Annotated in this window: 24 protein-coding genes; 11 read left to right on the forward strand and 13 right to left on the reverse strand. The window is 71.7% G+C overall.

Annotated features, from left to right (window positions below; genetic code table 11):
• Nucleotides 1-79 precede the first annotated feature (79 nt).
• From L3078_RS16725 to L3078_RS16735, 3 genes are all read right to left on the reverse strand, one after another.
• A complete protein-coding gene (locus L3078_RS16725; RefSeq protein WP_239754567.1) occupies nucleotides 80-967 on the reverse strand; it encodes a RimK family alpha-L-glutamate ligase in 888 nt (295 codons plus the stop codon).
• Nucleotides 964-1,152, reverse strand: a complete 189-nt coding sequence (locus tag L3078_RS16730) for a lysine biosynthesis protein LysW (protein WP_239754568.1) — start codon at nucleotides 1,150-1,152, stop codon at nucleotides 964-966. The genes L3078_RS16725 and L3078_RS16730 overlap by 4 nt, the downstream gene beginning before the upstream one ends.
• Before the next feature lie 316 nt (nucleotides 1,153-1,468).
• The gene (locus tag L3078_RS16735; protein ID WP_239754569.1) at nucleotides 1,469-1,615 is read right to left on the reverse strand and encodes a hypothetical protein; all 147 of its coding nucleotides are present in this window, start codon (nucleotides 1,613-1,615) and stop codon (nucleotides 1,469-1,471) included.
• A 140-nt stretch (nucleotides 1,616-1,755) separates the two neighbouring features.
• Here L3078_RS16735 and L3078_RS16740 point away from each other — a divergent pair, with 140 nt between their 5' ends.
• Complete coding sequence (locus L3078_RS16740) at nucleotides 1,756-2,772, forward strand: LuxR C-terminal-related transcriptional regulator (RefSeq protein WP_239754570.1); 1,017 nt, start codon at nucleotides 1,756-1,758, stop codon at nucleotides 2,770-2,772.
• 37 nt (nucleotides 2,773-2,809) lie between these two features.
• Here the strand turns inward: L3078_RS16740 and L3078_RS16745 are convergent, their stop codons facing one another.
• Complete coding sequence (locus L3078_RS16745) at nucleotides 2,810-3,883, reverse strand: esterase-like activity of phytase family protein (RefSeq protein WP_239754571.1); 1,074 nt, start codon at nucleotides 3,881-3,883, stop codon at nucleotides 2,810-2,812.
• Nucleotides 3,884-4,159: 276 nt separating this feature from the next.
• Nucleotides 4,160-5,059, reverse strand: coding sequence for a serine hydrolase (locus tag L3078_RS16750; protein WP_239754572.1), 900 nt, complete (start codon nucleotides 5,057-5,059; stop codon nucleotides 4,160-4,162).
• A gap of 251 nt (nucleotides 5,060-5,310) precedes the next feature.
• Here L3078_RS16750 and L3078_RS16755 point away from each other — a divergent pair, with 251 nt between their 5' ends.
• Both L3078_RS16755 and L3078_RS16760 read left to right on the forward strand, forming a co-directional pair.
• On the forward strand, nucleotides 5,311-5,559 hold the full coding sequence (locus L3078_RS16755) for a hypothetical protein (protein ID WP_239754573.1): 249 nt from the start codon (nucleotides 5,311-5,313) through the stop codon (nucleotides 5,557-5,559).
• Between the two features lie 116 nt (nucleotides 5,560-5,675).
• Entirely contained in the window at nucleotides 5,676-6,041 is a 366-nt protein-coding gene (locus tag L3078_RS16760) for a DUF4180 domain-containing protein (protein WP_239754574.1), read from the forward strand.
• Here the strand turns inward: L3078_RS16760 and L3078_RS16765 are convergent.
• Nucleotides 5,946-7,355, reverse strand: a complete 1,410-nt coding sequence (locus L3078_RS16765; protein ID WP_239754575.1) for a phosphatase PAP2 family protein — start codon at nucleotides 7,353-7,355, stop codon at nucleotides 5,946-5,948. The genes L3078_RS16760 and L3078_RS16765 overlap by 96 nt on opposite strands.
• 534 nt (nucleotides 7,356-7,889) lie before the next feature.
• Here L3078_RS16765 and L3078_RS16770 point away from each other — a divergent pair.
• Both L3078_RS16770 and L3078_RS16775 read left to right on the forward strand, forming a co-directional pair.
• Nucleotides 7,890-8,693, forward strand: coding sequence for an endonuclease I family protein (locus L3078_RS16770; RefSeq protein WP_239754576.1), 804 nt, complete (start codon nucleotides 7,890-7,892; stop codon nucleotides 8,691-8,693).
• Nucleotides 8,694-8,872: 179 nt separating this feature from the next.
• Nucleotides 8,873-10,369: an FG-GAP-like repeat-containing protein gene (locus L3078_RS16775; protein ID WP_239754577.1), complete on the forward strand. Its 1,497-nt coding sequence runs from the start codon at nucleotides 8,873-8,875 to the stop codon at nucleotides 10,367-10,369.
• Nucleotides 10,370-10,447: 78 nt separating this feature from the next.
• Here the strand turns inward: L3078_RS16775 and L3078_RS16780 are convergent, their stop codons facing one another.
• On the reverse strand, nucleotides 10,448-11,359 hold the full coding sequence (locus L3078_RS16780; protein ID WP_239754578.1) for an alpha/beta fold hydrolase: 912 nt from the start codon (nucleotides 11,357-11,359) through the stop codon (nucleotides 10,448-10,450).
• Between the two features lie 104 nt (nucleotides 11,360-11,463).
• On the opposite strand from L3078_RS16780, the gene L3078_RS16785 reads away from it, so the two are divergent.
• Nucleotides 11,464-12,078: a TetR/AcrR family transcriptional regulator gene (locus L3078_RS16785; RefSeq protein ID WP_239754579.1), complete on the forward strand. Its 615-nt coding sequence runs from the start codon at nucleotides 11,464-11,466 to the stop codon at nucleotides 12,076-12,078.
• A gap of 36 nt (nucleotides 12,079-12,114) precedes the next feature.
• Here the strand turns inward: L3078_RS16785 and L3078_RS16790 are convergent, their stop codons facing one another.
• Together L3078_RS16790 and speB are read right to left on the reverse strand one after the other, a co-directional pair.
• Nucleotides 12,115-13,800, reverse strand: a complete 1,686-nt coding sequence (locus tag L3078_RS16790; RefSeq protein ID WP_239754580.1) for a thiamine pyrophosphate-binding protein — start codon at nucleotides 13,798-13,800, stop codon at nucleotides 12,115-12,117.
• Entirely contained in the window at nucleotides 13,797-14,798 is a 1,002-nt protein-coding gene (gene speB, locus L3078_RS16795; protein WP_239754582.1) for an agmatinase, read from the reverse strand. Before speB ends, L3078_RS16790 begins: the two co-directional genes overlap by 4 nt.
• Before the next feature lie 157 nt (nucleotides 14,799-14,955).
• Here speB and L3078_RS16800 point away from each other — a divergent pair, with 157 nt between their 5' ends.
• Nucleotides 14,956-16,596 (forward strand): PucR family transcriptional regulator, encoded by a 1,641-nt coding sequence (locus L3078_RS16800; protein WP_239754584.1) that lies wholly within the window; start codon nucleotides 14,956-14,958, stop codon nucleotides 16,594-16,596.
• 39 nt (nucleotides 16,597-16,635) lie between these two features.
• Here the strand turns inward: L3078_RS16800 and L3078_RS16805 are convergent, their stop codons facing one another.
• Nucleotides 16,636-17,439, reverse strand: a complete 804-nt coding sequence (locus L3078_RS16805) for an SDR family NAD(P)-dependent oxidoreductase (protein WP_239754586.1) — start codon at nucleotides 17,437-17,439, stop codon at nucleotides 16,636-16,638.
• A gap of 112 nt (nucleotides 17,440-17,551) precedes the next feature.
• Between L3078_RS16805 and L3078_RS16810 the strand changes: the two genes are divergently transcribed.
• The 3 genes from L3078_RS16810 (at nucleotide 17,552) to L3078_RS16820 (ending at nucleotide 19,614) form a co-directional block, all read left to right on the forward strand.
• Nucleotides 17,552-18,151 (forward strand): TetR family transcriptional regulator, encoded by a 600-nt coding sequence (locus L3078_RS16810; RefSeq protein ID WP_239754588.1) that lies wholly within the window; start codon nucleotides 17,552-17,554, stop codon nucleotides 18,149-18,151.
• Between the two features lie 58 nt (nucleotides 18,152-18,209).
• The gene (locus L3078_RS16815) at nucleotides 18,210-18,758 is read left to right on the forward strand and encodes an ATP/GTP-binding protein (protein WP_239754589.1); all 549 of its coding nucleotides are present in this window, start codon (nucleotides 18,210-18,212) and stop codon (nucleotides 18,756-18,758) included.
• Between the two features lie 61 nt (nucleotides 18,759-18,819).
• Complete coding sequence (locus L3078_RS16820; RefSeq protein ID WP_239754590.1) at nucleotides 18,820-19,614, forward strand: phosphatase; 795 nt, start codon at nucleotides 18,820-18,822, stop codon at nucleotides 19,612-19,614.
• Here L3078_RS16820 and L3078_RS16825 read toward each other — a convergent pair.
• The 3 genes from L3078_RS16825 to L3078_RS16835 all read right to left on the reverse strand — a co-directional run bounded on the left by L3078_RS16825 (nucleotide 19,601) and on the right by L3078_RS16835 (nucleotide 22,471).
• The gene (locus L3078_RS16825; protein ID WP_239754591.1) at nucleotides 19,601-20,527 is read right to left on the reverse strand and encodes an acyl-CoA thioesterase; all 927 of its coding nucleotides are present in this window, start codon (nucleotides 20,525-20,527) and stop codon (nucleotides 19,601-19,603) included. The two genes, L3078_RS16820 and L3078_RS16825, sit on opposite strands and share 14 nt — an antisense overlap.
• A 51-nt stretch (nucleotides 20,528-20,578) precedes the next feature.
• Nucleotides 20,579-21,736, reverse strand: coding sequence for an acyl-CoA dehydrogenase family protein (locus L3078_RS16830; RefSeq protein ID WP_239754592.1), 1,158 nt, complete (start codon nucleotides 21,734-21,736; stop codon nucleotides 20,579-20,581).
• A gap of 135 nt (nucleotides 21,737-21,871) precedes the next feature.
• Nucleotides 21,872-22,471 carry an SACE_7040 family transcriptional regulator gene (locus L3078_RS16835; protein ID WP_239754593.1) on the reverse strand — a complete coding sequence of 200 codons (600 nt, stop codon included), beginning with the start codon at nucleotides 22,469-22,471 and terminating at the stop codon, nucleotides 21,872-21,874.
• Between the two features lie 86 nt (nucleotides 22,472-22,557).
• On the opposite strand from L3078_RS16835, the gene L3078_RS16840 reads away from it, so the two are divergent.
• The gene (locus L3078_RS16840; protein WP_239754594.1) at nucleotides 22,558-24,174 is read left to right on the forward strand and encodes a carboxyl transferase domain-containing protein; all 1,617 of its coding nucleotides are present in this window, start codon (nucleotides 22,558-22,560) and stop codon (nucleotides 24,172-24,174) included.
• The last annotated feature ends 16 nt before the right edge of the window (nucleotides 24,175-24,190 follow it).

The following is a 24,190-nucleotide window of genomic DNA, read 5'->3' on the forward strand; positions in this document are numbered from 1 at the left end:
GATGGGGGCACCTCCCGCTCGAGCGCAGTCGAGAGTGGGGGAGGGACGGGTAGGGGCGGCGGGGGCGAGAAAAAACGCCCTAGACGACGACGGCCGCACCGGCAGGCGCAGCCACCCGCTCAGCCACGAACGCCGCGTACAACCCCGCCACATCCACCCCATGCTCCACGGACGACTTGGCGAACTCCGGATTCGCGTTGACCTCGAGAACCAGCAGCTCCCCAGCCCTCCGGTCCTCCACCAGATCCACCCCGTAGAACCCGGGCCCCAGCACATCCACTACCCGCCGGCACAACTCCCCGATCTCGGCGGTCACCTCGACCCGCTGAACCCGCGCCCCCAGATGCGTGTTCGTCCGCCAGTCCTCCGACACCCGCTGGATCGCCACCACGGGCGTCCGCCCCACCACCACGACCCGCAGATCGTGGCCGGGCTTGTCGACGTACTCCTGGACGACGACGGGAAACAGCTTCCCGCCCGCGTCCGCGGACTCCCGCCCGCCGGCCCACGCCTCGACGCACCCGGCGTCGGCCATCCGCGTGACACCCCGCCCCCACGAGCCGCTCACCGGCTTCACGACGGCCGGCATCCCCAACTCGGCGACAGCAGAACGTACTTGGTCGTAACTGAAGGCGTGCCGGGTGACCGGATGCGGAATGCCGTGGCGGGCGAACAGCAGCGACTGCAGCCCCTTGTCGTTGCAGGCCTCGATGACGGAGGACCGGTTGAGGGTGGTCACCCCGGCGTACTCCAGCCGCCGGGAGACGCCGATGGCGTCCCGGTGGGACAGGTTGCGGATCACGGCGAGAGCGGGCGGGCCGCCGGTGCGGCCCGCCACGACCTCCGCCAGATCCTCCGTCAGCAACGGCCGAGCCGTCAGCCCCTCGGCCCGCAGCGCCGCGAGGAGCAGTTTCTCCTCGGGCCGCAGCATCGTCACCGAGAGCAGGACCTGATCGGCGGTCGTCACTCGCCCCAGTCCTCTTCCACCTCGGGGGCGAGGTCGAGCCGCACGCCGGCGGCGGCCTTCTCGACCACCTCGTGCTCCTGGCCGCAGGCCGTGCACTCGGTGATCTCCCCCTTTTCCCAGTCCTCCTGGACCTCGAATTCGGTGTCGCACACCAGGCACTTCGGTGCGGCAATGGCGGTGGTCATTTTCCTTGGACTCCCTCGTTCGTTCAATGTGAAACAGAATTGCCGGAACGCGTGAACCGGCAGCCGGAATTCACCGGACATCGAATGGACCGCGCAGGGGACCTCGACCCGGCCGGACGGCTATCCGCCAACCGCTTGCTTTGCCAACCCACACGGTCGGCACGTCATGTGACGATCCGTCAGCTACGGACCGGGGCCCGGGGACGGCCGCGCGAACGCTCCGTGCACGACAGATGAGCACTGTGCGATCGCCACGCGCGCTTTACGCGCGGCTTGCATGCGCTTTACGCGCGTTGACCGGGCCGGTGACGTCGACTCAGGGCCAGCCGGGGTCGCCCGGCGCGTTGGACGCCTGCGCGCTCGCGACCGTGGTGCGTTCGGCCGTCTCGGCGGCGACGGAAAGGGTCAGTACCGCGGCGGCGACAAACGCGAGCGCCCCGGCCATTCTGCGGATGTACTTCATTTCTCGTTCCCCCCAGAAGAATTCTCGGACTCGCGGCTCTTCGCCGGTGCCCACAGGAAGAGCATGCCGTGGTCGGCCGGTTGCCGGAAGTGAGGGAAGGGGTCATGATCGTGCACTGCAGGATTCTGAAGGGGGATGGCATGTGCGGTGAGTCGGACATACCCGGGGGCGACGACACCCCTGCGGAGATATGCGGCGCGGGCATCGAGTTCTACCGCACCGCGCTGACCGCGGGAAGGGCCCAGCGCGCGGGCGCGCCCGGCTGTGTGAGCGCGTTCGGGCTCGTGGCCCCGGCGGTCGACGATCCGGAGGCGCTCGTGCCGATCCCGCCCTCGGTGGCGACGGCGGCGCTGGCGCACCCGAGGGAGCGGCTGATCCTGGAACAGCAGCAGGCCCTGGCCGCCGTACGGGCGTCGATGTCGCAGGCGGAGAGCGTCTACCGCACCTCCCGCCGCAAGGAGAGCGAGTCCTCCCAGCGGCTCACGCCCGCGCCGGCGATCACCGCCGCGCTGGACGAGGCGATCCGGGGCACGCGGATCGAACTGCTCACCGCGCACCCGGGCGGCAGGCGCCCCGAGGAGGTCCTGGTCAAAGCCCTGCCGCGCACCCTGGAGGCACACCGCAAGGGCGTCAAGCAGCGCACGCTCTACCAGCACACCGTCCGCGCCCACGGACCGACCCTCGACTACATCAAGCAGGTCACCGACCTGGGCGTCGAAGTACGCACGGTCGACGAGGTGTTCGACCGGATGATCATCTGTGACCGGTCCGTCGCGTTCATCCCCGACATGGGCAAGGACCACGGCACCCACGCCCTCAAGGTCACCGACCCGGGCGTCGTGCACTTCCTGGTCTCCGCCTTCGAGTACGCCTGGGAGCGGGCGCGGCCGGTCGTCTACGAGCACGACCAGCAACGCCCCGCGCTCCTCACCGACGAGACCCGGCTGCATGTCCTGCGCCTCATGGTCGACGGCTATACCGACGCGGCCATCGCCAGCCGGCTGGGCATCAGCCCCCGTACGGTCGCCAGCCACCTCAAGAAGGTCGGCGACCTGCTCGGCAGCAACAGCCGCGCCCAGCTCGCCTACCTCACGGCCAGGAGCGGGTTGCTGGAGGACGGGACGGCTGCCGACTGCGCCTGCGAAAGGCGGAGTTGACGGTTCGGGTGGGACCCTGCGGGAGACCGGACGTGGCTCAGGCGGTCCGGATCCTGAGGGAGTAGAAGCGGGTCGTCTGGACGGGGTTCTGGTTGTCGTCGCTGACCAGCAGCACCTCCAGTCGGCCCCCGGACCACGCCGCCCCGGTGACGGTCATGCCCTCGATGTTGTCGAGCAGGGGGTTCGGCTGGGGCTGCTTGGCCGTGGCGCCGAGGGAGGGGCAGTTCACGAGGTCGGCGAGGAGCGTCTTGCGGACGAGCCGGACGCCGTCGTCCTGACCGGTGCCGCCCGCGCGGTCGCCGTCCTGGCCGGTGAGGACGGCGACGTCGCCGGTGTCGGTCGCACGGCGCGTGTCGGCGGCGTAGAGGCGGACCGTGTTGCCGACGCCGGCGGTGAACCCGCGCTCCAGGACGAGCAGCCGTCCGCCCGGGAGACCGGCCACCTCGACGACGCCGAGGCCGGTGTCCACGCGGTAGCCGTACTGGGCGGAGAGCCTGAAGTCCCCCGCGCCGCCGTGCCGTTGCCAGGTCTGGAGGCGGACCACCCCGGCGGAGTCCCCGGCGAGCGTGCCCTCCATCGAGGCGAGCAGGGTGCGGCCGCCGGGCAGGAGGGTCAGCCCCTCGAAGGTCTGGTTGGCGACCGCCCGGCCGGCCGGGGCGACCTTCAGCGCGTCGGGCACGGGCAGGCTGCCCAGGATCCGGCCCCGCCGGTCGTAGCGCCGTACGGTCGGCTCGGTCTCGGAGGTGATGAGCCGGGTGCCGTCCCGGTCGACGGCGAGCGCCTCGGAGTCGAGCGCGGCACCGGTCTCCGTGGCGAGCGGGAGGACGCCCTTCGGCGCGAGGGTGCGGCGGTCGAGGGTGAAGAGGGCGGACCGGTCGGAGACGGCGAGGAGCGAGCCGTCGCGGTCTACGGCGAGGCCGGAGAGGTTGCCGACGAAGGTGTCCGCGTGCGTCGTCTTGTCGAGGGCGTCGGAGTAGCCCTCGATCGACACGGACGACGAACAGGCGTGCCGTTGCGGCGAGTCGGCGTGGACGGGTCCGGCGGCGGCGAGGGTGGTCGTGGCCGCGGCCAGGCCTGCGGTGAGCGTGGCGAGCAGGGTTCTCAGAGGCATGGCGTCACGGTAGGGCGCCGCCGGTGATACGGAGATGGCCTCACCGTGAACGTCCGGATGTCATCCGGAGCGGGGGGCCTCATGGCTGGGGGAGGTGGGGGTTGTGTGGCGGGTGCGGGTCCGGCGGGGCTTCTCGCGCAGTTCCCCGCGCCCCCAAAAGCTCCAGGCCCTGCGGGCCTGGAAAAAGCCGGGGCGCAGCCCCGCTTTTTCCAGGGGCGCGGGGAACTGCGCGACCAGCCCCCACGCACCCGCACCCGACAACGCACCCGCCCCCAACTACCGCGCGGCCCCCGTCTCCGGAACCGGAACCGTCGCCTCCTGCGGCCGGTCCGTGGGTACGTACCGCTCCACACTCACCGTCGCCCCCGAGGCCGTCTTCGGCGCGGGCACGAGATCCTTGTGGATGGCCTTGGCGACGCCCTGGATCGTGTTCACGCCGTACTGCATGTCGGGGTTGCCGTGGGTGAGGACGGTGATCGTGTAGTCCCGTCCGCCGCCCACGAACGTGCCGACGCTGTGCACCCGCCAGCCGTGCGTGGCGCGGGACAGCCACCCGTTCTTGACGTGCACCTTCACGGTGGAGGGCGCCCCGGCCGGGGTGCCCCAGCGCTGCCCGGTGACGACCTTGTTCATCAGCTTGAGGACGTACGCGCGCGCGTTGTCGCTCAGGACGGTGTTCTTCGCGGTGAGCAGGGCGAGCAGCCGCTGCTCGTCCCGGACGGTGATCTGGGTGAGGCCCCAGTAGTTGTTCGCGCCCGGCTTGGTCTGCGTCATCTTGGCGGCCGTGAGGAACGCCTGGATCTTCTTGACGCCGAGCTGCCTCCACAGGGCACTGGTGGAGTTGTTGTCCGACTTGGTGATCATGGCGGTGGCGAGCTTGGTCTCACGGTCGGTGAGGTACCGGTTCGTCTTCTTCGCGTCGAACAGCAGCGCGGCGAGCACCGTCACCTTCACGATGCTGGCCGAGTCGAAGGCGGTGTCCCCGCGCAGCGTGCAGGTGGTGTTGGTCGCGCGGTCGTACAGGCCGACCGCCACCGTCCCCTTCCGCTTCGCCAGCGCCGCCGTGATGTCCTTCTTCAGCTTGTCGGCCAGCCCGGCCTGCTTCGACGTACAGCTGACCGCGGGCGCGGCGGCGGCGGCCGGCGCGAACGCCACCGCCCCCGACGTCACGACCATCGCCGCCCCGATCCCCGCCGCAAGCACTCGCGCCCGTCTGGACGTCCGTGACACCCGGGATACCCCCGATATCCGGTGAGTCATAAAACGCTTCCCATCCCGTTGAGTGGTTGGAACCCGCCACTGACGGGTTCACCACCATCGACTCGCACGAATGCGCGACGGTTGCACGCGGGTTCGCAAAATCCGGGATCCGGGGAACCATGGCGGCGCGGCGCCATGGGCATGCGACGGGGCTCCTGGCGACGAACGTGCCCAGGAACACGGTGGCCGACCAGCTGAAGTCACTGCCGGAGCACCTGCTCATGGCCCGGAAGCTCACCGCCGACCGCTGGAACGCGGCGGTCGAGGTCTACCAGGAGATACCGCCGCTCCTCCCGGTGCCGGAGCTGCCCGGCGCCACCATGAGCCCCCGCGAACAACGGCTGTTCGCGGAGGCGTACGACGAGCGCCTGAAGGCGTACCGGGCGAAGTACGCGAAGCTCCTCCCCGAGGAGTGAACGCCGCCGACGCAGCGTCCCGGGGGCAAGCCGAGCCGTTCGCCCCCGCTCACGCGCGGTCCTGGTGGACGTCCGTCAGAGACCCGGCCTCGCCTCCTCGCGTAGCCTCGGCCCTCATGACCACCACCCTGGAAACGATCCACGACGTACCCGTCCTGATGTGCGCCCCCGAGGGTGAGGTGATCGCGCAGGAGAGCGATGCTCTCGATCTGATCGGGAACGCCGGGTACCAGGGCGCCGCATGGGTCGTCGTCCCCGTCGAGCGGTTCGACGAGCGGTTCTTCCGGCTGAGCACCCGCGTCGCGGGGGACATCATCCAGAAGTTCGTGCAGTACCGGGTCGGACTCGCCGTCGTCGGTGACATCTCCCGCTACACGGCGGCCAGTTCAGCGCTGGCGGACTTCGTCCGTGAGTGCAACCGTAACCGGCAGACGTGGTTCCTGGCGGATGTCGACGAGCTGCGGGAGCGACTCGAGGGCTGAGGCACCCGGCCCCGCCCCCTGCCCCGACCCCGGCCCGGAACCCGACCCCGACCCCGCGTCCGCCTCCGCCTCCGCCGCCCACCGCCGGTCGAGCCGGAAGAAGCCGTACACCACCGAGGCCATCAGCAGCAGGAGGAGTGGCCCGTACACCCACGGGTGGCGGGCCATCTCCATCGGCAGAAAGCGATAGGCCAGCAGCAGCGCGACGAACACCGCCGCGCCGTGGGCGACCAGCCGCAGCCCCGAGCGGTCCCAGCCGCGGTCGATCGTGCGCAGCGCCGCCTCGATCGTGACCGTGAAGACGACACCGGCGATGAGGTCCACGCCGTAGTGGTAGCCGAATCCCAGCGTCGCGGTGAGCGTGGCGACGAGCCAGAACGTGCCCGCGTGACGCAGGGCGCGCGGGCCCCGGCGGGAGTGGATGAAGATCGCGGTGGCCCATGCCGTGTGCAGACTGGGCATGCAGTTGCGTGGGGTGATGTCGTCGTACGGCATCGAGTGCGGGGGGCCGATCGGCGGGGCCGTGCCGGGCCACAGGTTCGCCAGTGCCCAGGGCTCGCCGCCGGTGCCGAACGCGCCCGTGCCGTAGGCGAAGACGGGCCCGACCACCGGGAAGATCATGTAGATGCCCGGCCCGAGGAGGCCGATCAGCAGGAACGTGCGCACCAGGTGGTGGCGCGGGAAGCGGCGTTCGGTCCCCACGTGCCGCAGCTGGTAGAGGGCGACGACGACCGCGGCCACCGCGAGCTGGACGTAGACCCAGTCGAGGAGGGTGGAGCCGACCGGTCCGGTGGCCTTGAGCATCCGGCCCACCACCCATGACGGGTTGCCGAGCGCGTGGTCGGCGGTGGCCAGGTACGGGTCGAGCACGGTCGGGCGGGTCTTGGAGGTGATCAGCAGCCAGGCGTCACCGGTCTTGCGGCCGGCCACCAGCAGCAGGCCGAGGCCCACGCCCTTGAGCAGCAGCGTCCGTTCACGGCCGGTGCGGCGGGTGAGCGCGATGACCGCGCAGCCGATGAGCACCCACAGCGCGCCGTTGCCGAACATCATCTCGGCGTCGAGGGCCCACCGCACGAGGAAGAAGACGAGGTCGACGCCGAGGGCGACCCCGAGCGCGATGAACCGTTGCCGCCAGGTGAGCACGACCATCGTCAGCGCCATGCTGGCGTACAGCAAGGGCCCCGATTTCGGGGCGAACACCACTTCTCGCGCCTGATTGGTGATCGGTCCCGGCAGACCGTATCCCCGGGTGACGATCTCCAGCGCGAGAATGAATCCGAGGGCCGCGACGGTCACCGCGGCCCACAGAATCACCCTCGGCCGACGCCATGCGGTGGACGCGAAGGCACTACGTATGCGCGGGAGGACCCGCGAGGCTATGGATATCACCTATCCGACCGTTGCCTTGTTCGATCGGCCAGGTCTCTTCGTGGTGGGCAGCATGACTTCCCGGTGGGTGGGCGGGGCACGGGGCGAGCGGGTGGGGCACGGGTGTGTGACGGGTGGGTGAACCGGACCACGACTGACGTGATCGCTCTATTGAAGACTGTCAATCGCCTGTCAAGGTTGCCCGATACCGGCCAACTCCGTGCACCCGGGTACGGCCCCAGCACGGCTGAATCCCCACGTCAATGAGGGTCTTCCCTTGACTCGGGGCACGGGCAGGGAAGTTGGGGCGCGAAGGTTGCCTCGTTCTTCATAACGTCACCAAATCGCCTTCCCTTCGTAACACATGGACTGACCCGTCCATGCCAATCTCTCGGTTACCCACACAGTCAACCCGCGTAGAACGAGACTCCCCGAAGCAACTCCTCGTCCTGCGCGGCCCTCTGGGAAGGGACACCTCTCATGCCCGCTGCGCGGATACGCAGTTGGAAGTCGGTCGCTCTCGCGACGTCGGCCGTGCTCGTCGGTATCGTCCTCCCGGCCGCCACCGCCTCCCCCGCCTCGGCGACGACGACCGCCTACGACGCCACGTACTACGCGAACGCGATCGGCAAGACCGGCACGGCCCTGAAGTCCTCCCTGCACACGATCATCAGCCCCCAGACGAAGCTGTCGTACTCGGCTGTCTGGGAGGCGCTGAAGGTCACCGACCAGGACCCCAACAACTCCAACAACGTGAAGCTGCTCTACAGCGGCATCTCGCGCAGCAAGACCCTCAACGGCGGCAACTCCGGCAACTGGAACCGCGAGCACGTGTGGGCCCAGTCGCACGGCGACTTCGGCACCTCCGCCGGCCCCGGCACCGACCTCCACCACCTCCGCCCCGAGGACGTCACGGTCAACGCCATCCGCGGCAACCTCGACTTCGACAACGGCGGCAGCAGCTTCACCAACAGCGGCGGCAGCCTCGTCGACTCGAACTCCTTCGAGCCCCGGGACGCCGTCAAGGGCGACGTGGCCCGCATGATCCTCTACATGGCGGTCCGCTACGAGGGCGACGACGGCTGGCCCAACCTGGAGCCCAACGACCTCGTCACCAACGGCGGCACCCGCTTCCACGGCCGCCTGTCCGTGCTGAAGGCCTGGAACGACGAGGACCCGCCGGACTCCTTCGAGGAGCGCCGCAACGAGCTGATCTACACCAACTACCAGCGCAACCGGAACCCGTTCATCGACCACCCGGAGTGGGTCGAGGCGATCTGGTAACCACCGCCCGCCGAGCCCGGTGCCCCCTGGACGTCGCCGCGTCCGGGGGGCCCGGCAGTTACGCACTCATGACATTCGGACGTACAACCGGCGAACCCCTTATCGAGTCGGACTACATGGACGCGGCGATTCCGCCACACCGGAGCCCACCGGACCCCACCGACCCGAAAGGCACGTGCATGTCACGAGCACGAGCAGCAGCACGACGCAGCACCCGCACGGCACGCGTGAGCGCCCCCTTGGCAGCGGTGGTACTGCTGGCCGGAGGGCTGACCGCCCTGTCGCTCGGCCCGGCCTCGGCGGCCCCCGCGACGGTCGGCGCGGCGGACGACTTCAACGGCGACGGGTACGCCGACCTGGTCGTCGGCGCCCCGAACGCCACGATCTCGGCGAAGGCCAAGGCGGGCTACGTGGCCGTCCTGTACGGCTCGAAGAGCGGCGTCTCCCCCACGAACAAGAAGCTGATCAGCCGCTCGACGACGGGTGTCCCCGGCTCCGCCACCACCAACCAGCGCTTCGGTTCGACGTTCACCAAGGGCGACCTGGACCGTGACGGATACGGCGACCTGGTGATCGCGGGCGGCACGGCGGGCTCGGTGATCCTCTGGGGCTCGGCGTCCGGACTGGCCGGCGGCACGAGCGTCGCCCAGTACGGGGCGGCCCCGCAGGCGGGCGACTTCGACGGCGACGGCAAGACCGACCTCGCGCTGTTCTCCGCGCAGTCCGTCGGCGGCGACGACCCCGAGGGCGCCCCGGCGGCCCTGTGGAAGGGCCCGATCTCCCGCGCCGGCAAGCCCGCCGCCGTACTGAACCTCCTCGACAAGTCCCTGTGGTGGGGCTGGGACGAGGACGACGCGTCCTGCGCGACCGGCGGCGGCTGCGAGAACGGCCCGGCCTCCATCACCGGCCCGGTGGTCTCCGGCCAGGTCGGCGACGTCAACGGCGACGGCCGGGACGACATCGTCCAGTGGCACTACACGGGCGACGGCACCTGGGGCAACCGCCTGCTCCTGGGCGGCGCTTCGGGCTTCACCCGCGGCTGGGTGCCCGGAGACGACACGAGCCGCGACCCGGCGGGCACCGGCATCGGCGACGTGAACGGCGACGGCTACGACGACGTGGTCGTGGGCGCGGAGGGCTGGTCCGACCAGGTCCGGGTGGCCTACGGCTCGCCCACCGGCACCTCCGAGGCGAACGTCCAGACCTTCGACCAGAGCCTGCCCGGCTTCCCCGGCGCGCAGGAGGAGGGCGACCTCGTCGGCTCGGCGGTCTCGGTCGCCGACGTCACCGGCGACGGTTACGCCGACATCGCGCTCGGCATCGCGTACGAGGACGTCGACGACATCGTGAACACCGGCTCGGTCGCCCTCGTCCCCGGCACCGCCTCCGGCGTCACGGGCGCCGGCACCAAGGTCTTCCACCAGAACACCGCCGGGATCCCCGGAGTCGCCGAGGCGGACGACAAGTTCGGTACCACCACGGCCCTGCTGGACCTCAACGGCAACGGTCACCGCGACCTCGTCGTGGGCGCCCCCGCCGAGAACAGCGACAACGGCGCGGTCTGGGTCCTCCCCGGCACCACCACCGGCCCGACCACCACGTCGGCCCTGGCCTTCGGCCCCGGCGACGTGGCGGGCCCGGCCACGGACGCGATGTTCGGCGCGGCTCTGCGCTGAGTGGGCAACGGTCGCGGCGCGCGCACCCGGCGGCACCGGGTACGCGCGCCGCGCCGCATCACGTCAGCGAGCGGCCGGTCAGGCCGTGTGGCGCAGGATCTCCTCGGCCAGGCGGGCGTCCAGGGCGGACGGCAGGGTGTGCCCGAGCCCCTCGATCATGACCAGCCTGGCCCCCGGTACGGCGGCTGCGGTCGCCTCCGCGTGCGCCGGCGGGAACATCGGGTCCTCGGTGCCGTGCAGCACGAGCGTCGGCGCGGTGACGGAGGCCAGGGCCGCCGTGTCGTCCCCGCCGGCCGCCCCGGCGAGCGTGTGGTTGAACCCCGCCGCCAGATCACGCGCCCGCGCGAACACCCGCCGCTCCATGGCCCGGTACTCCTCCTCGTCGAACGGCAGCACCGGGCCGTGCAGCACCCGCCACAGCGGCAGCCGCAGGGCGAGGTGCGCTTCGAGGTCCGCCTCCGGATCGGGGAGGGAGACGGCGAGGGCCGCCAGCAACTCGGCGCTGGGCGGCGGCAGTTCACCCGGCGCAGGGGGCTCCCCCGCCATGGCCCGGGCCACCGCCGCCGCCATGTCCGTACCGAGCGGCTGGGACGACAGGCTCGTCAGGGTCAGCACCCGCTCCGGATCGGTGACGGCGATCCGCTGCGCGATGATCCCGCCCAGCGAGGCCCCCACGAGATGCGCCCGCCGCACCCCGAACGCGTCCAGCACGGCGAGCGCGTCCGAGGCCAGGTCGGCGACGGTGTACGGCCGCACGGCGAAGTCGACGACGGAGGACCGCCCGGTGTCCCGGTGGTCGTACCGGATCACCCGCCGCCCGCCCTCGACCAGCCGCCGCACGATCCCGTCGTTCCACTGCACGCCCTGCGCCTGCGCACCCATCACCAGCAGCACGACCGGATGCTCCGGCCCGCCGAACTCCTCGGCCCACAGCTCGATGCCGTCCACGGGGACGATCCGCTCGCGGCCGACCAGGACGTCGTCGTCCATCTCTCTATTTTCCTGCATGGTCGTTCAAGATAATGACCGGGGACGGATCGCGCACTCCTTTTTCGCAGTGGACGCCCCACCACCCCGCCCGGCACCCTGATCACATGGCCGGAGTCAAGGGGCAGGTGCAGCAGCGGGGCGTGGAGCGACGCCGCGCGATGGTGGACGCGGCGATCACGCTCTTCTCCCGGCAGGGCGTACGAGGCACGGGCGTCGCCGCGATCGCCGAGCGGGCCGGTGTCACCCCGTCCGCCCTCATCCACCACTTCGGCAGCAAGGACGGCCTGGTCCAGGCGGTCCTGGAGGAGGCCGACCGCCGCGCCCTGGCCCGTCTGTCGGCCACCCCGACCTCGGAGCCGACCCTCGCCGAGGCCTTCGACTGGTTCGTACGGGACGCGGCGCACACGGCAGCCGCCGAACGCGAACTGACCGCCCTGCACACCACCTTGACGGCGGAGAACCTGACCCCCGGCACCGCCCTGCACACCTGGTTCCGCGACCGTGGCCGAGCCCTCCGCGCCCACCTCACGGCCCTCTTCACCCGCGCGGCATCGGACGGCTCGGCCCGCCCGGACGTGAACCCGGCGACCCTGGCCACCGAGGTGGCCGCCTTCCTGGAGGGCGCCCACCTCCTCTGGCTCCTGGACCCCGACGAGGTGGACCTACCGGCCGTACACCGCGGCTATTTCGAGGGGTTGGCGTCCCGCCTGCGCCCCTGACCCGACCTCCCCGAACCGCCGCTCGTCCGACGCTCGTCAGAGGTGCGTCGGCGCGAACATCCGCAACACCGCTGGCAGGACGACCACCGAAGGACCCGGCGTGGCAAGGGACTTGGTGAGGTCGGTGGCGAGGGTTTCGGGGGTCGTGGGGGTGGCCGGGACGCCGAAGGACTCGGCCAGGGCCACGTAGTCCGGCCGGGTCAGTTCCGTGCCGGTGGTCTCGCCGAACGCGTCGGTCATGTACTCGCGCAGGATGCCGTACCCGCCGTCGTCGACGATCAGCCAGGTGACGTTCAGGTCGTACTGCCGGGCCGTGGCCAGCTCCGCGATCGAGTAGAGCGCGCCGCCGTCGCCGGAGACGGCCAGCACCGGCTGGGTCGGGTCGGCCGCCGCCGCGCCGAGGGCCGCCGGGAACGCGTAACCGAGGCCGCCGGAGCCCTGCGCGGAGTGCATGGTGTTGGGGTGCTTGGGGTCGAACGCCGACCAGGCCCAGTAGGACAGGATCGTCATGTCCCAGAAGGAGGGGGCGCGGGGCGGCAGGGCCCGCCGGACGGACGTCAACAGGCTCTGTTCGAGGGTCAGTTCCTGTCCCTCGATGCGTTCCCGCACCCGCGCGAGCACGTCCCGCACCCGCTCCGGCGCCGTCGCGTCCTCCCGGGTGCCCTCGATCGTCTCCAGCAGGGCCTGGAGCGCGAGGCGCGCGTCCGCGTGGATGCCCAGCGCCGGGTGGTTGGACTCCAGCTTCCCGAGGTCCGCCTCGATCTGGATCACCCGGCCCCGGGGCCTGAACGTGTGGTAGTTCGAGGACAGTTCACCCAGTCCCGAACCGACCACCAACAACACGTCCGCGTCCTCCAGGAAGTCCGTCGTGTGCCGGTCCTCCACCCAGGACTGGAGCGACAGCGGATGCGTCCACGGGAAGGCGCCCTTCCCCCCGTACGTCGTCACGACCGGCGCCGACAGCCGCTCGGCGAGCTGCCGCAGCTTGCCGGAGGCGTCCGCCCGGACGACCCCGCCCCCCGCGATGATCGCCGGGCGGGAGGCGGACGACAGCAAGTGGGCGGCCAGAGCGGTCAGTTCGGGACGCGGCGGCAACTCCTCGGGGAAGGCGTCGCCGCCCGTCACCACCGGGATCGACGTCTCGGCGAGCAGCACGTCCTGCGGGATCTCCACCCACACCGGGCCGTGCGGGGCGGACAGCGCCGACTTCCAGGCCGCCTCGATCGCGGACGGGATCTGGGACTGCGTACGGACGGTGTGGACAGACTTCACCACACCCCGGAACGAGGCCGCCTGGTCCGGGAGTTCATGGAGGTAGCCGTGCCGGCCGCCGCCCAGGCCCGCCGTCGGGATCTGGCTGCTGATGGCGAGGACGGGGGCGGAGGCGGACGCGGCCTCCTGGAGCGCGGCCAGCGACGTCAGCGCGCCGGGCCCGGTGGACAGCAGCAGCGGCGCCGCCTCGCCGGTGATCCGGCCGTACGCGTCCGCCGCGAAGCCGGCGTTGTTCTCCACCCGCAGGCCGATGTAGCGCAGATCCGACCGCCGCACTGCGTCGAACACGCCGAGCGCGTGCTGCCCGGGGAGCCCGAAGACCGTCGTCGCGCCGAGCCCGGCCAGCGTCTCCACGACCAGGTCTCCGCCGTTGCGGCCGGGGGGAGGGTTCAGCGCGGCCTCCGTCTGGGCGGCCGTCGGGCGGAGTACCAGGTCGTGGTCGTGGGTCACTGGCCCTCGTTCTCCTTACGCGCCTCGGCGATCTGCCGGGACATGATCGTGGTGAGTTCGTACGCCGTGTGCGAGGCGGCCACCGCGGTGATCTCGGCGTGATCGTACGCGGGCGCCACCTCGACGACGTCGGCGGAGACCAGGTGGCAGGAGGCGAGGCCGCGCAGGATCTCCAGCAGTTCGCGGGAGGTCATGCCGCCGGCCTCGGGGGTCCCGGTGCCGGGCGCGTGGGCGGGGTCGAGGCAGTCGATGTCGATGGAGATGTAGAGGGGCCGGTCACCGATCCGCTGGCGCAGCTGGTCGGCGATCTCGTCCACCCCGCGCCGCATCACGTCCGCGGACGTGACGATCCCGAAGCCCATCTTCTCGTCGTCGGTGAGGTCCTGCTTGCCGTACAGCGGCCCGCGCGTGCCCACGTGGGAGAGCGCGGAGGTGTCCAGGATCCCCTCCTCGACCGCCCGCCGGAACGGGGTGCCGTGCGTGTACTCGGCGCCGAAGTACGTGTCCCAGGTGTCGAGGTGCGCGTCGAAGTGGAGCAGCGCCACCGGGCCGTGCTTCTTGGCGACCGACCGCAGCAGCGGGAGCGCGATGGTGTGGTCGCCGCCGAGGGTCATCAGTCGGGCCCCGGTGCCGAGCAGCTCGTCCGCCGCCGCCTCGACCGTCTCCACCGCCTCGTTGATGTTGAACGGGTTGGCGGCGATGTCACCGGCGTCCGCGACCTGGGCGAGGGCGAACGGGGAGGCGTCCTGGGCCGGGTTGTAGGGGCGCAGCAGCCGGGACGCCTCGCGGATCGCGTTGCCGCCGAAGCGGGCGCCCGGCCGGTACGAGACGCCCGAGTCGAACGGGACCCCCACGACCGCGACGTCCGCCCGCCCCACCTCGTCGAGGCGCGGCAGCCGGGCGTAGGTCGCGGGCCCGGCGTAGCGCGGGATCCGGGAGGAGTCGACGGGGCCGCGGGGCTGGTCGACGGGGCCGCGGGGCGTCTCGTTGCCGCTCATGATGCTGTGCCTTCTTTCCTGCGGGGGTGCCGGGTGACCGGAGACCGACCGGAGACGGTGACGGTGACAGTGACGGGCATCGACCCTAGGCCGCCGCCGAGCGACTGCGAAGTGTACGTTTCATCCATTCGAGCGGGATGGAACGGAGGAAACGCACATGGTGTCGGACTCGACGGTACCCCCCGCGCCCGCCGTCCCGCCCACCCCACCCGTGCCCCTCTCGGCGCTGCTGGCCCACGCCGACCTGGGTCTGCGGCAGATCGCCGGCCCGGTGGACGCGGGGACGGAGATCCACTCGGCGCACGCCTCGGAGATGCCGGACCCGTACCCGTATCTGCTCGGCGGCGAGCTGTTGCTGACGGCCGGCGTCCACATCCCGGAGACGGCCGGCTCGGACACCGGGTCCCACGACTACGTCGACGACCACTTCGACGACGACTACTTCGACGGCTACGTCTCGCGCATCGTCGCGGCGGGCGGCGCGGCCCTCGGCTTCGGCGTCGCCCCCGTCCACGACCGCGTCCCGAGGGCCCTGATCGCCGCATGCGACGCCCACGGCCTGCCCCTGATCGAGGTCCCGCCCGGCACCACGTTCTCCGGCGTCGCCCGCGCGGTCTGGCAGCTGATGGCCAGGGCCAGACACGCGGAACTCCGCCGCGTGACGGAGGCCCAGCAGGGCCTGGCGGCGGCCGCGTCCCGCCCGGACCCGGTCCACGCGGTCCTGCGGCAGCTGGCCCAGCGGGTGAGCGGCCGGGCTGTGCTCTACGGCCCGGACGGGGCGGAGCTGGCGTCGGCGGGACGCGAGTACGGCGAAGCGATCCACCAAGGCCTGGCGGCACTGACAACCGTGGTCCGCCCCACCCCCGCCAGGGGCGCGGGGAACTGCGCGACCAGCCCCCACGACCCCGCACCCGCCGACGCACCCAAGCCCCCCACCCCCTCCCCGCGCACCCCACCCCCCACCTCCGCCACCGACACAGTCGACGGCACCCACCTCACCGCCTACGCCCTCACCTCCCAAGGCAACGGCTTCGCCCTCGGCGTGGCCACCCCCCACCGCACCCCCGGCGACCACACCATCGCCTCGGTCGCCGCCGTCCTGCTCTCCCTCCTCACCGGCGAACGCCAGAGCGGCACCGGCACGGCCCGCACCTCGGCGCTGGTACGGCTCCTGCTCGGCGCCGAGGTGCGGGAGGTCGCCCCCCTCCTGGGCACGGGAACGGGCACGGGCACCCACTGGCACGTCGTCCACGCCGTCCCGGCCGAGGGCGCCCCCCGGCCGGAGGCCCTCGCCGCGGCCGCCCTGGGCGCGGCCCTGGGCTCCGCGCTCGTCGACGTCCACGACGGCGTCGTCCGCGTCCTCGTCCCCGCCGACCGCGAGATCCCCGAGCAGCCCGGCTGGACGTGCGGCGTGAGCGCCCCCGCCGAGCCGCACGCGTGGCCCGCCGCCGACGTACAGGCCGCCCGTGCGCTGGCCCGCGCCAGGGCCACCCGGTCGGCGCTGGTCCGGCACGGGGCCCGTACGACGCTGGCGCACCTCGTGCCGGCGGAGGACGCGACCGCCCACGCCGAGGCCCTGCTGGCCCCGATCACGGCCGCCCCCGGTGCCGCCGCACTCACCGAGACCCTGCGCACCTGGCTCTCCCTGCACGGCAGTTGGGACCGTACGGCCGTCGCCCTCACCGTCCACCGCAACACGGTCCGCCAACGCATCGCCCGCTGCGCCACGTTGCTGGACACCGACCTCGACGACCCGGACGTCCGCATGGAGTTGTGGTTCGCGCTACGGAGGACCTGACCGGCCGACCGACCGACCGCTCCGGTCGACCGTACGGACTCACCCCTGGTGGGCGGCGGTCGTGGATCCCATGAGCAGCACCGCGCGTCGCCTGCTCAAGCCCCTGCCCAGGCCCGCCATCACACGGTTGAGGCGGCCGGAGACGACACTCGGCTTCGACGTGCGGCGGTCCAGAGCCCGCAGTGCCGTCGCCACGACCTCCTGCGGGGACTGGCGCTTGGCGCCGCCGTCCGCCGCGTCGGTGCCGATGACGTCGAAGAACTCGGTGCTGGTCGCACCGGGGGACAACGCGAGCACGCGCAGCCCGGTGCCGAGGGACTCCTGCCACAGGGCCTCGGTGAAGTTCAGTACGAAGGCCTTGGCGGCCGCGTACACGGCCATGTTCGGAACCGGGAAGTACGCGGCCATGCTCGCGACGTTGATGAGCACTCCGGTGCCGGCGGTGCGCAGCGGCTCGATGAACGCCCGGGTGATGTCGACGACGTTCGCTATGTCGACGTGGATCTCCTCCCGCAGCCGTCGAGGGTCCTCGGTGTGGAACGGGCCGAAGGTGCCGAACCCGGCGTTGTTCACGAGGCTCGTCACGGTCAGGCCCCGCTGTGCCACCTCCTCGGCGAGGGTCTGTCCGGCGGCGGGCAGGCTCAGGTCGAGCGGGATGACCGTGGCCTGGATGCCGTGGGCCGCGGTCAGTTCGGCGGCCAGCCGTTCAAGTCGGTCCCGGCGCCGGGCGACCAGGACGACGTGCGAGCCGCGCTCGGCGAGCCGGCGGGCGAACTCGGCGCCGATGCCCGCGCTGGCACCGGTGATCAGGGTGGTCTGGCCGCGGTAGTCGACGGCGCGCATGGAGTGCTCCAGGGGGGACGGTGGACAGGATCAACGATGATGGCACTGTACGCCTAACTTGTCACTGAGTGCCAGCAAGGTACAGAGTGCCGAAGACGATAGGCTGAGGCCCATGAACGAGCGGGAGAGCGGCCCCCCGGGGCTGCGAGAGCGCACCCGGCGAGCGGTACAGGCCGAGATCGTCACCACCGCGATGCGGTTGTTCCTGGAGCGCGGGTTCGAGGCCACGACCATGGAGCAGATCGCGGGCGAGATCGGCATCTCGCGGCGTTCGCTGTTCCGCTACTTCGGCACCAAGGAGGACATCGTGCTGGGCGACCACGCCGCCCACGGCACGGTCCTGCGGGCCGCGCTGGAGGCCCGTCCGGCGAGCGAACCTCCGTGGCAGGCGCTCCGGGAGGCCCTCAAGTCGCTCGTCGAATCCCTCCCGTACTCACCCCAGGAGTTCCTCAGGATCACGAGCATGCTCCACGCGTCCCCCTCCCTCAGGGCACGCCAGTTGGAGAAGCGGCAGCACTGGACGGAGCTGCTGGTGCCGGACATCGTCGAACGCCTGGGCGCGGCGGACCCCATGGCCGAGGTACGGGCCCGCGCTCTCGTCGCCTGCGCCCTGGCCTGCTCCGAGGTCGCGACGGAAACCTGGGTCCGCAGCAACGGCACGGCCGACCTGGAACAGGTCTTCGACGAGGCGATCGCCGCGGTACGCGCATAGAGCCTCGCGCCGAACGGCACCCCCTCCCGCGGGACAGAAGCGCCCTAGCCTTGGCGGCATGCGCAGATACGTGCTCACCGGCACCCCCGGGGCCGGCAAGACGACCATCCTGCGGGGCCTCGCCGCGCTCGGGCACACGGTGGTCGAGGAGGCGGCCACCGATGTGATCGCCCGGGCGCAGGCGCGCGGCGAGGACGAGCCGTGGACCCGGGAGTGGTTCGTCGACGAGATCGTGGAGCTGCAGAAACAGCGGCAGTTGGCGGCCCCGGCCGCCGACGGCGTCCAGGTGTACGACCGTTCGCCGCTGTGCACGCTCGCGCTCGCCACCTACCAGGGGCGCCCGCCGTCCCCGGCGCTGACCGCCGAGGTCGAACGGGTCACCGGCCAAGCCGTCTACCAGCGGCAGGTGTTCTTCGTCCGCAACCTGGGTTTCTGCGAGCCCACCGCCGCACGCCGCATCAGTTTCCGGCAGTCGCTGGAGTTCGAGCGGATCCACGAGGACACCTACCGCGCGTTCGGCCACGAACTCGTCGAGGTGCCCTCCGGTGACCTCGCCGGGCGGATCGCCGCGATCGACGCGGTCGTCTCCGCGCGGCGGGCGGAGTGACGCAGGTCGCAGCGGGCGGGACGCCCGCGACTCCGGGAGTTGTCTGCCTCACAATGGACCCATGCCGATACCCGGGACCCCCAGCCGCGCCGAGCTCGTCGAGCACCTCGTCAGGACGCGTATCGCGGGCGACGTCGCCACGCCGCGCGAGAACAACCTCTCCCACTACCGCGAACTGGCCAACGGCAACCGCCACTACTGGCTCGGCCTGGAGCTCGGGGACCGCTGGACCGACGAGCAGGACGTGCTGGCCGTGATGGCGGAGCGCGTCGGGGTGAACGACGACCCGGGACACCGCTACGGCCAGGACACCATCGACCCGGACCTGACGGTCGACGCGCTGGAGCGCATGGCGGCCCGGCTGCGCAAGGCGGCGGAGGGCGGGCAGCGCGTCCTGTTCGCCACCGGGCACCCCGGCGGGCTGCTCCAGGTGCACCACGAGACCGCGCGGGCGCTGCGCGCGGCCGGCTGCGAGATCGTCGTCATCCCGGACGGCCTGCAGACGGAGGAGGGGTACGTCATGCAGTTCGCGGACGTGGCCGTCCTGGAGCACGGCGCCACCCTGTGGCACACCCACTCCCCCGAGCCGATGCGTGCCATCCTCCGGGGACTGGAGGGCGCGGGCCGCCCGCTGCCCGACCTGGTCGTCGCCGACCACGGCTGGGCGGGCTGCGCCGGCCAGCTCGGCATCGACTCCGTGGGGTACGCGGACTCCAACGACCCGGCCCTCTTCCTCGGCGAGTCCGAGGGCACCCTCCAGGTCGTGGTGCCCCTGGACGACCACGTGGTCAGCCCGCGCCACTACGACCCGATGTCGGCGTACCTGCTGGAACAGGCGGGGCTCAGCGGGGAGTAGCCCCGGGCTGCCCCGGCTCCGCCGGTTCCGCCGGCTGTTTCGGCCGCGCCCTCGGGACGCGGACCACGCCCTCCTGGATCACGGAGATCGCGAGGCGGCCGTCCTGGGTGTAGATCCGGCCCTGGCCGAGGCCCCGGCCGGCCGCCGCCGACGGTGACTCCTGGTCGTACAGGAGCCATTCGTCGGCGCGGAAGGGCCGGTGGAACCACATGGCGTGGTCGAGCGAGGCCCCGACGACGTCGCCGACGGCCCAGCCGCCGCGCCCGTGCGCGAGCAGGATGGAGTCGAGGAGCGTCATGTCGGAGACGTAGGTGGCGAGGACGACGTGCAGGAGGGGGTCGTCGTCGAGCTTGCCGTTGGCGCGGAACCAGACCTGGGAGCGCGGTTCGCGGGGCTCGCCGTAGCGGCCGTAGGGCGGGTCGTCGACGTAGCGCAGGTCGACGGCGGCCCGTGCTTCGAGCATCTTCTCCACCACGGCCGGGTCGAGGCCGTACGCCGGGAGGCGTTCCTCGGCGGTGGGGAGCGTCTCCGGGTCGGGCGCGGCGGGCATCGGGGCCTGGTGGTCGAGACCGTCCTCGTACCGCTGGAAGGACGCGGAGAGGGCGAAGATCGGCTGGCCGTGCTGGACGGCGACGACGCGGCGCGCGGTGAAGGAGCGGCCGTCGTTCATGCGCTCCACGGTGTAGACGATGGGCGCGCCGGCGTCGCCGATGCGCAGGAAGTACGCGTGGAGGGAGTGCGGGAGCCGGTCGGCGGGGACCGTGCGCCCGGCGGCGACGAGCGCCTGTGCGGCGACCTGCCCGCCGAAGACCCGGGGGACGATGGCGGGCCGGGACTGGCCGCGGAAGATGTTCTCCTCGATCTGCTCCAGGTCGAGCAGATCGAGGAGAGACTGAAGTGCGGGCTGACTCATGGGGTCAGTTGTACTGTGCAGGGGTTTCCGGTGCCTTACGGACCCGTTCCCTTACAGACCCATGTCCTTGGCGATGATCGTCTTCATGATCTCGCTGGTGCCGCCGTAGATGCGGTTGACGCGGTTGTCCGCGTACAGGCGGGCGATCGGGTACTCGTTCATGAAGCCGTAGCCGCCGTGCAGCTGGAGGCAGCGGTCGATGACGCGGTGGGCGACCTCGGTGGTGAACAGCTTGGCGGAGGCGGCCTCGGCGGCGGTCAGCTCGCCCGCGTCCAGCGCCTCGGTGGCGCGGTCCACGACGGCCTCGGCGGCGTCGACCTCGGCCTGGCAGGCGGCCAGCTCGAACTTGGTGTTCTGGAAGGCGGCGACGGGCTGGCCGAAGACGACGCGCTCCTGCACGTACTGCTTGGCGAACCGGATGGCGGCCTTGGCCTGCGCGTACGCGCCGTAGGCGATGCCCCAGCGCTCGGAGGCGAGGTTGTGGCCGAGGTAGTAGAAGCCCTTGTTCTCCTCGCCGAGGAGGTCCTCGACGGGCACCTTGACGTCGACGAACGCCAGCTCGGCGGTGTCGGAGGTCTTCAGGCCGAGCTTGTCGAGCTTGCGGCCGACCGAGTAGCCCTCGGCCTTGGTGTCCACGACGAAGAGGGAGATGCCGTGGCGGCGGTCCTCCTTGGTCGCGGCGGCGGTGCGGGCGCAGACGATCATGCGGTCGGCGTGGACGCCGCCGGTGATGAAGGTCTTGGCGCCGTTGAGGACGTAGTGCGTGCCGTCCTCGGAGAGCTTGGCGGTGGTGCGCATGCCGGCGAGGTCGGAGCCGGTGCCCGGCTCGGTCATCGCGATGGCCCACATCTCCTCGCCGGAGCAGAACTTCGGCAGGTAGCGCTTCTTCTGCTCGTCGGTGGCGAGCAGCTTGATGTAGGGCAGGCCGAGCAGCACGTGCACGCCGGAGCCGCCGAAGGTGATGCCCGCGCGGGCGGTCTCCTCGTACAGGACGGCCTCGAACTTGTAGGAGTCGATGCCGGCGCCGCCGTACTCCTCGTCGACACGGATGCCGAAGACACCCAGCTCGGCGAGCTTGTAGTAGAACTCGCGCGGCGCCTGGCCCGCGGCGAGCCACTCGTCGTAGACGGGCACGACCTCGGCCTCGATGAAGGCACGGAGGGTCTCCCGGAACGCCTCGTGATCCTCGTTGAACACCGTACGGCGCACGCCGTCACCTCCACCTGAGTGCTTTCGGATGTGCCCAGCGCCCCACCGGACGCATCCGAGTCGGCTAAGCGCTTGCTCAGCAACCGTACCGGCGGGTAGGGAAGCCCGTCCAGACCCCTCCCGCCGTAACGCTCGTCACTCCTGCGCAGCAGCCGCCCCGAAGGCCCCCCGGGCCATGCGGTGAAGGAGGGCGGCGGTGGCCGTCCGGCCCGGGAGGGAACCGGGGCGGCCGAGGTGCGGGGTGGAGTTCAGCAGGCCGAAGACCGAGTGCACGGCGGAGCGGGCGGCCGCCTCCGTGAGGCCGCCGTGGACCTCGCGCAGCACCTGCACCCACAGCTCGACGTACTGGCGCTGGAGCTGGCGCACCAGCTTGCGGTCGCTGTCGCGGAGGCGGTCCAGCTCGCGGTCGTGCAGGGTGATCAGGGGGCGGTCGTCCAGGGCGAAGTCGATGTGCCCCTCGATGAGGGAGTCGAGGACCGCCTCGGCGGGCCCCCCGTCGGCCTCCGCCAGCCGCCGCTCGGCGCCCCTGAGGAGCTGTTCGCTGATGCCCACCAGCAGCTCGGCGAGCATCGCGTCCTTGCCGGCGAAGTGCCGGTAGAGACCGGGACCGCTGATACCCACGGCGGCGCCTATCTCGTCGACACCGACGCCATGGAAGCCACGCTCGGCGAAGAGCCGCGCGGCCTCCTTGAGGATCTGCTCGCGACGGGTGGGGGCGTCGGTTCTGGTGGTCATGAGAGCAATTCTAGACAGGGAGGTTAGCGGTCGTTAACCTGGAGGAAATGCGTTAACGCTCATTAACAAGGTGAGGGGTTCGCAGGATGCACGAGGCACCGGAGCTTCACAGCGCGGCAGACCCCGCGTCGGAAGCCTGGCGGGCCAACGAGGAGGCCCACCGCGCGCTGGTGGACGAGCTGCGCGGCAAGCTCGCCGCCGCCCGGCTCGGCGGCGGCGAGAAGGCGCGCGCCCGGCACACCGCGCGCGGCAAGCTGCTGCCGCGCGACCGGGTCGACACCCTCCTCGACCCCGGCTCCCCCTTCCTGGAGCTGGCGCCGCTGGCCGCCGACGGGATGTACGAGGGGCAGGCACCGGCGGCGGGGGTGATCGCCGGGATCGGCCGGGTCGGCGGGCGCGAGTGCGTCGTCGTCGCCAACGACGCCACCGTCAAGGGCGGCACCTACTACCCGATGACGGTGAAGAAGCACCTGCGCGCGCAGGAGGTGGCCCTGGAGAACCGGCTGCCCTGCCTCTACCTCGTCGACTCCGGCGGCGCCTTCCTGCCGATGCAGGACGAGGTCTTCCCCGACCGTGAGCACTTCGGCCGGATCTTCTACAACCAGGCGCGGATGTCGGGCGCGGGCATCCCGCAGATCGCCGCCGTCCTGGGCTCGTGCACGGCGGGCGGCGCGTACGTCCCCGCCATGAGCGACGAGGCCGTGATCGTCCGGGGGCAGGGCACGATCTTCCTGGGCGGCCCGCCGCTGGTGAAGGCCGCCACCGGCGAGGTCGTCACCGCCGAGGAACTGGGCGGCGGCGAGGTCCACTCCCGGATCTCCGGCGTCACCGACCACCTCGCGGAGAACGACGCCCACGCCCTGCGGATCGTGCGGACCATCGTCTCCACCCTGCCCGCCCGGGGCCCGCTGCCCTGGTCGGTCGAACCTGCCGTCGAGCCCAAGGTCGACCCGTACACGCTGTACGGCGCGGTGCCGGTCGACTCCCGCACCCCGTACGACGTCCGCGAGGTCATCGCGCGCGTGGTCGACGGTTCGCGCTTCGCCGAGTTCAAGGCGGAGTTCGGGCAGACCCTCGTCACCGGCTTCGCCCGGATCCACGGGCACCCGGTCGGGATCGTCGCCAACAACGGCATCCTGTTCTCCGAGTCCGCCCAGAAGGGCGCCCACTTCATCGAGCTGTGCGACCAGCGCGGCATCCCGCTGGTCTTCCTGCAGAACATCTCCGGCTTCATGGTCGGCCGGGACTACGAGGCCGGGGGCATCGCCAAGCACGGCGCCAAGATGGTGACGGCGGTGGCCTGCACCCGCGTCCCCAAGCTGACGGTCGTCGTCGGCGGCTCGTACGGCGCGGGCAACTACTCGATGTGCGGCCGGGCGTACTCGCCGCGCTTCCTGTGGATGTGGCCCAACGCCAAGATCTCCGTGATGGGCGGCGAGCAGGCCGCGTCCGTCCTCGCGACGGTGAAGCGGGACCAGCTGGAGGCACGGGGGGACTCCTGGCCCGCCGAGGACGAGGAGGCGTTCAAGGCCCCGATCCGCGCCCAGTACGAGCGCCAGGGCAACGCCTACTACGCCACCGCCCGGCTCTGGGACGACGGGGTCATCGACCCCCTCGACACCCGGCAGGTCCTGGGCCTCGCCCTGACCGCCTGTGCCAACGCGCCGCTGGGCGACCCCCAGTTCGGCGTCTTCCGGATGTGAGGGGGAGCTGACAGTG

This window comes from Streptomyces deccanensis (assembly GCF_022385335.1).
Lineage (GTDB): Bacteria > Actinomycetota > Actinomycetes > Streptomycetales > Streptomycetaceae > Streptomyces > Streptomyces deccanensis.

Bases quoted from the DNA above. Each gene is read 5' to 3' on its own strand.
- L3078_RS16760 (WP_239754574.1), top strand. From the start codon at position 5,676: ATGACCACCACCCTGGAAACGATCCACGACGTACCCGTCCTGATGTGC.
- L3078_RS16745 (WP_239754571.1), bottom strand. From the start codon at position 3,883: ATGCCTCTGAGAACCCTGCTCGCCACGCTCACCGCAGGCCTGGCCGCG.
- L3078_RS16815 (WP_239754589.1), top strand. From the start codon at position 18,210: ATGCGCAGATACGTGCTCACCGGCACCCCCGGGGCCGGCAAGACGACC.
- L3078_RS16770 (WP_239754576.1), top strand. From the start codon at position 7,890: ATGCCCGCTGCGCGGATACGCAGTTGGAAGTCGGTCGCTCTCGCGACG.
- L3078_RS16735 (WP_239754569.1), bottom strand. From the start codon at position 1,615: ATGAAGTACATCCGCAGAATGGCCGGGGCGCTCGCGTTTGTCGCCGCC.
- L3078_RS16780 (WP_239754578.1), bottom strand. From the start codon at position 11,359: ATGGACGACGACGTCCTGGTCGGCCGCGAGCGGATCGTCCCCGTGGAC.
- speB (WP_239754582.1), bottom strand. From the start codon at position 14,798: ATGAGCGGCAACGAGACGCCCCGCGGCCCCGTCGACCAGCCCCGCGGC.
- L3078_RS16825 (WP_239754591.1), bottom strand. From the start codon at position 20,527: ATGAGTCAGCCCGCACTTCAGTCTCTCCTCGATCTGCTCGACCTGGAG.
- L3078_RS16775 (WP_239754577.1), top strand. From the start codon at position 8,873: ATGTCACGAGCACGAGCAGCAGCACGACGCAGCACCCGCACGGCACGC.
- L3078_RS16810 (WP_239754588.1), top strand. From the start codon at position 17,552: ATGAACGAGCGGGAGAGCGGCCCCCCGGGGCTGCGAGAGCGCACCCGG.
- L3078_RS16740 (WP_239754570.1), top strand. From the start codon at position 1,756: ATGTGCGGTGAGTCGGACATACCCGGGGGCGACGACACCCCTGCGGAG.
- L3078_RS16800 (WP_239754584.1), top strand. From the start codon at position 14,956: ATGGTGTCGGACTCGACGGTACCCCCCGCGCCCGCCGTCCCGCCCACC.
- L3078_RS16820 (WP_239754590.1), top strand. From the start codon at position 18,820: ATGCCGATACCCGGGACCCCCAGCCGCGCCGAGCTCGTCGAGCACCTC.
- L3078_RS16835 (WP_239754593.1), bottom strand. From the start codon at position 22,471: ATGACCACCAGAACCGACGCCCCCACCCGTCGCGAGCAGATCCTCAAG.
- L3078_RS16785 (WP_239754579.1), top strand. From the start codon at position 11,464: ATGGCCGGAGTCAAGGGGCAGGTGCAGCAGCGGGGCGTGGAGCGACGC.
- L3078_RS16840 (WP_239754594.1), top strand. From the start codon at position 22,558: ATGCACGAGGCACCGGAGCTTCACAGCGCGGCAGACCCCGCGTCGGAA.
- L3078_RS16805 (WP_239754586.1), bottom strand. From the start codon at position 17,439: ATGCGCGCCGTCGACTACCGCGGCCAGACCACCCTGATCACCGGTGCC.
- L3078_RS16750 (WP_239754572.1), bottom strand. From the start codon at position 5,059: ATGGTCGTGACGTCGGGGGCGGTGGCGTTCGCGCCGGCCGCCGCCGCC.
- L3078_RS16730 (WP_239754568.1), bottom strand. From the start codon at position 1,152: ATGACCACCGCCATTGCCGCACCGAAGTGCCTGGTGTGCGACACCGAA.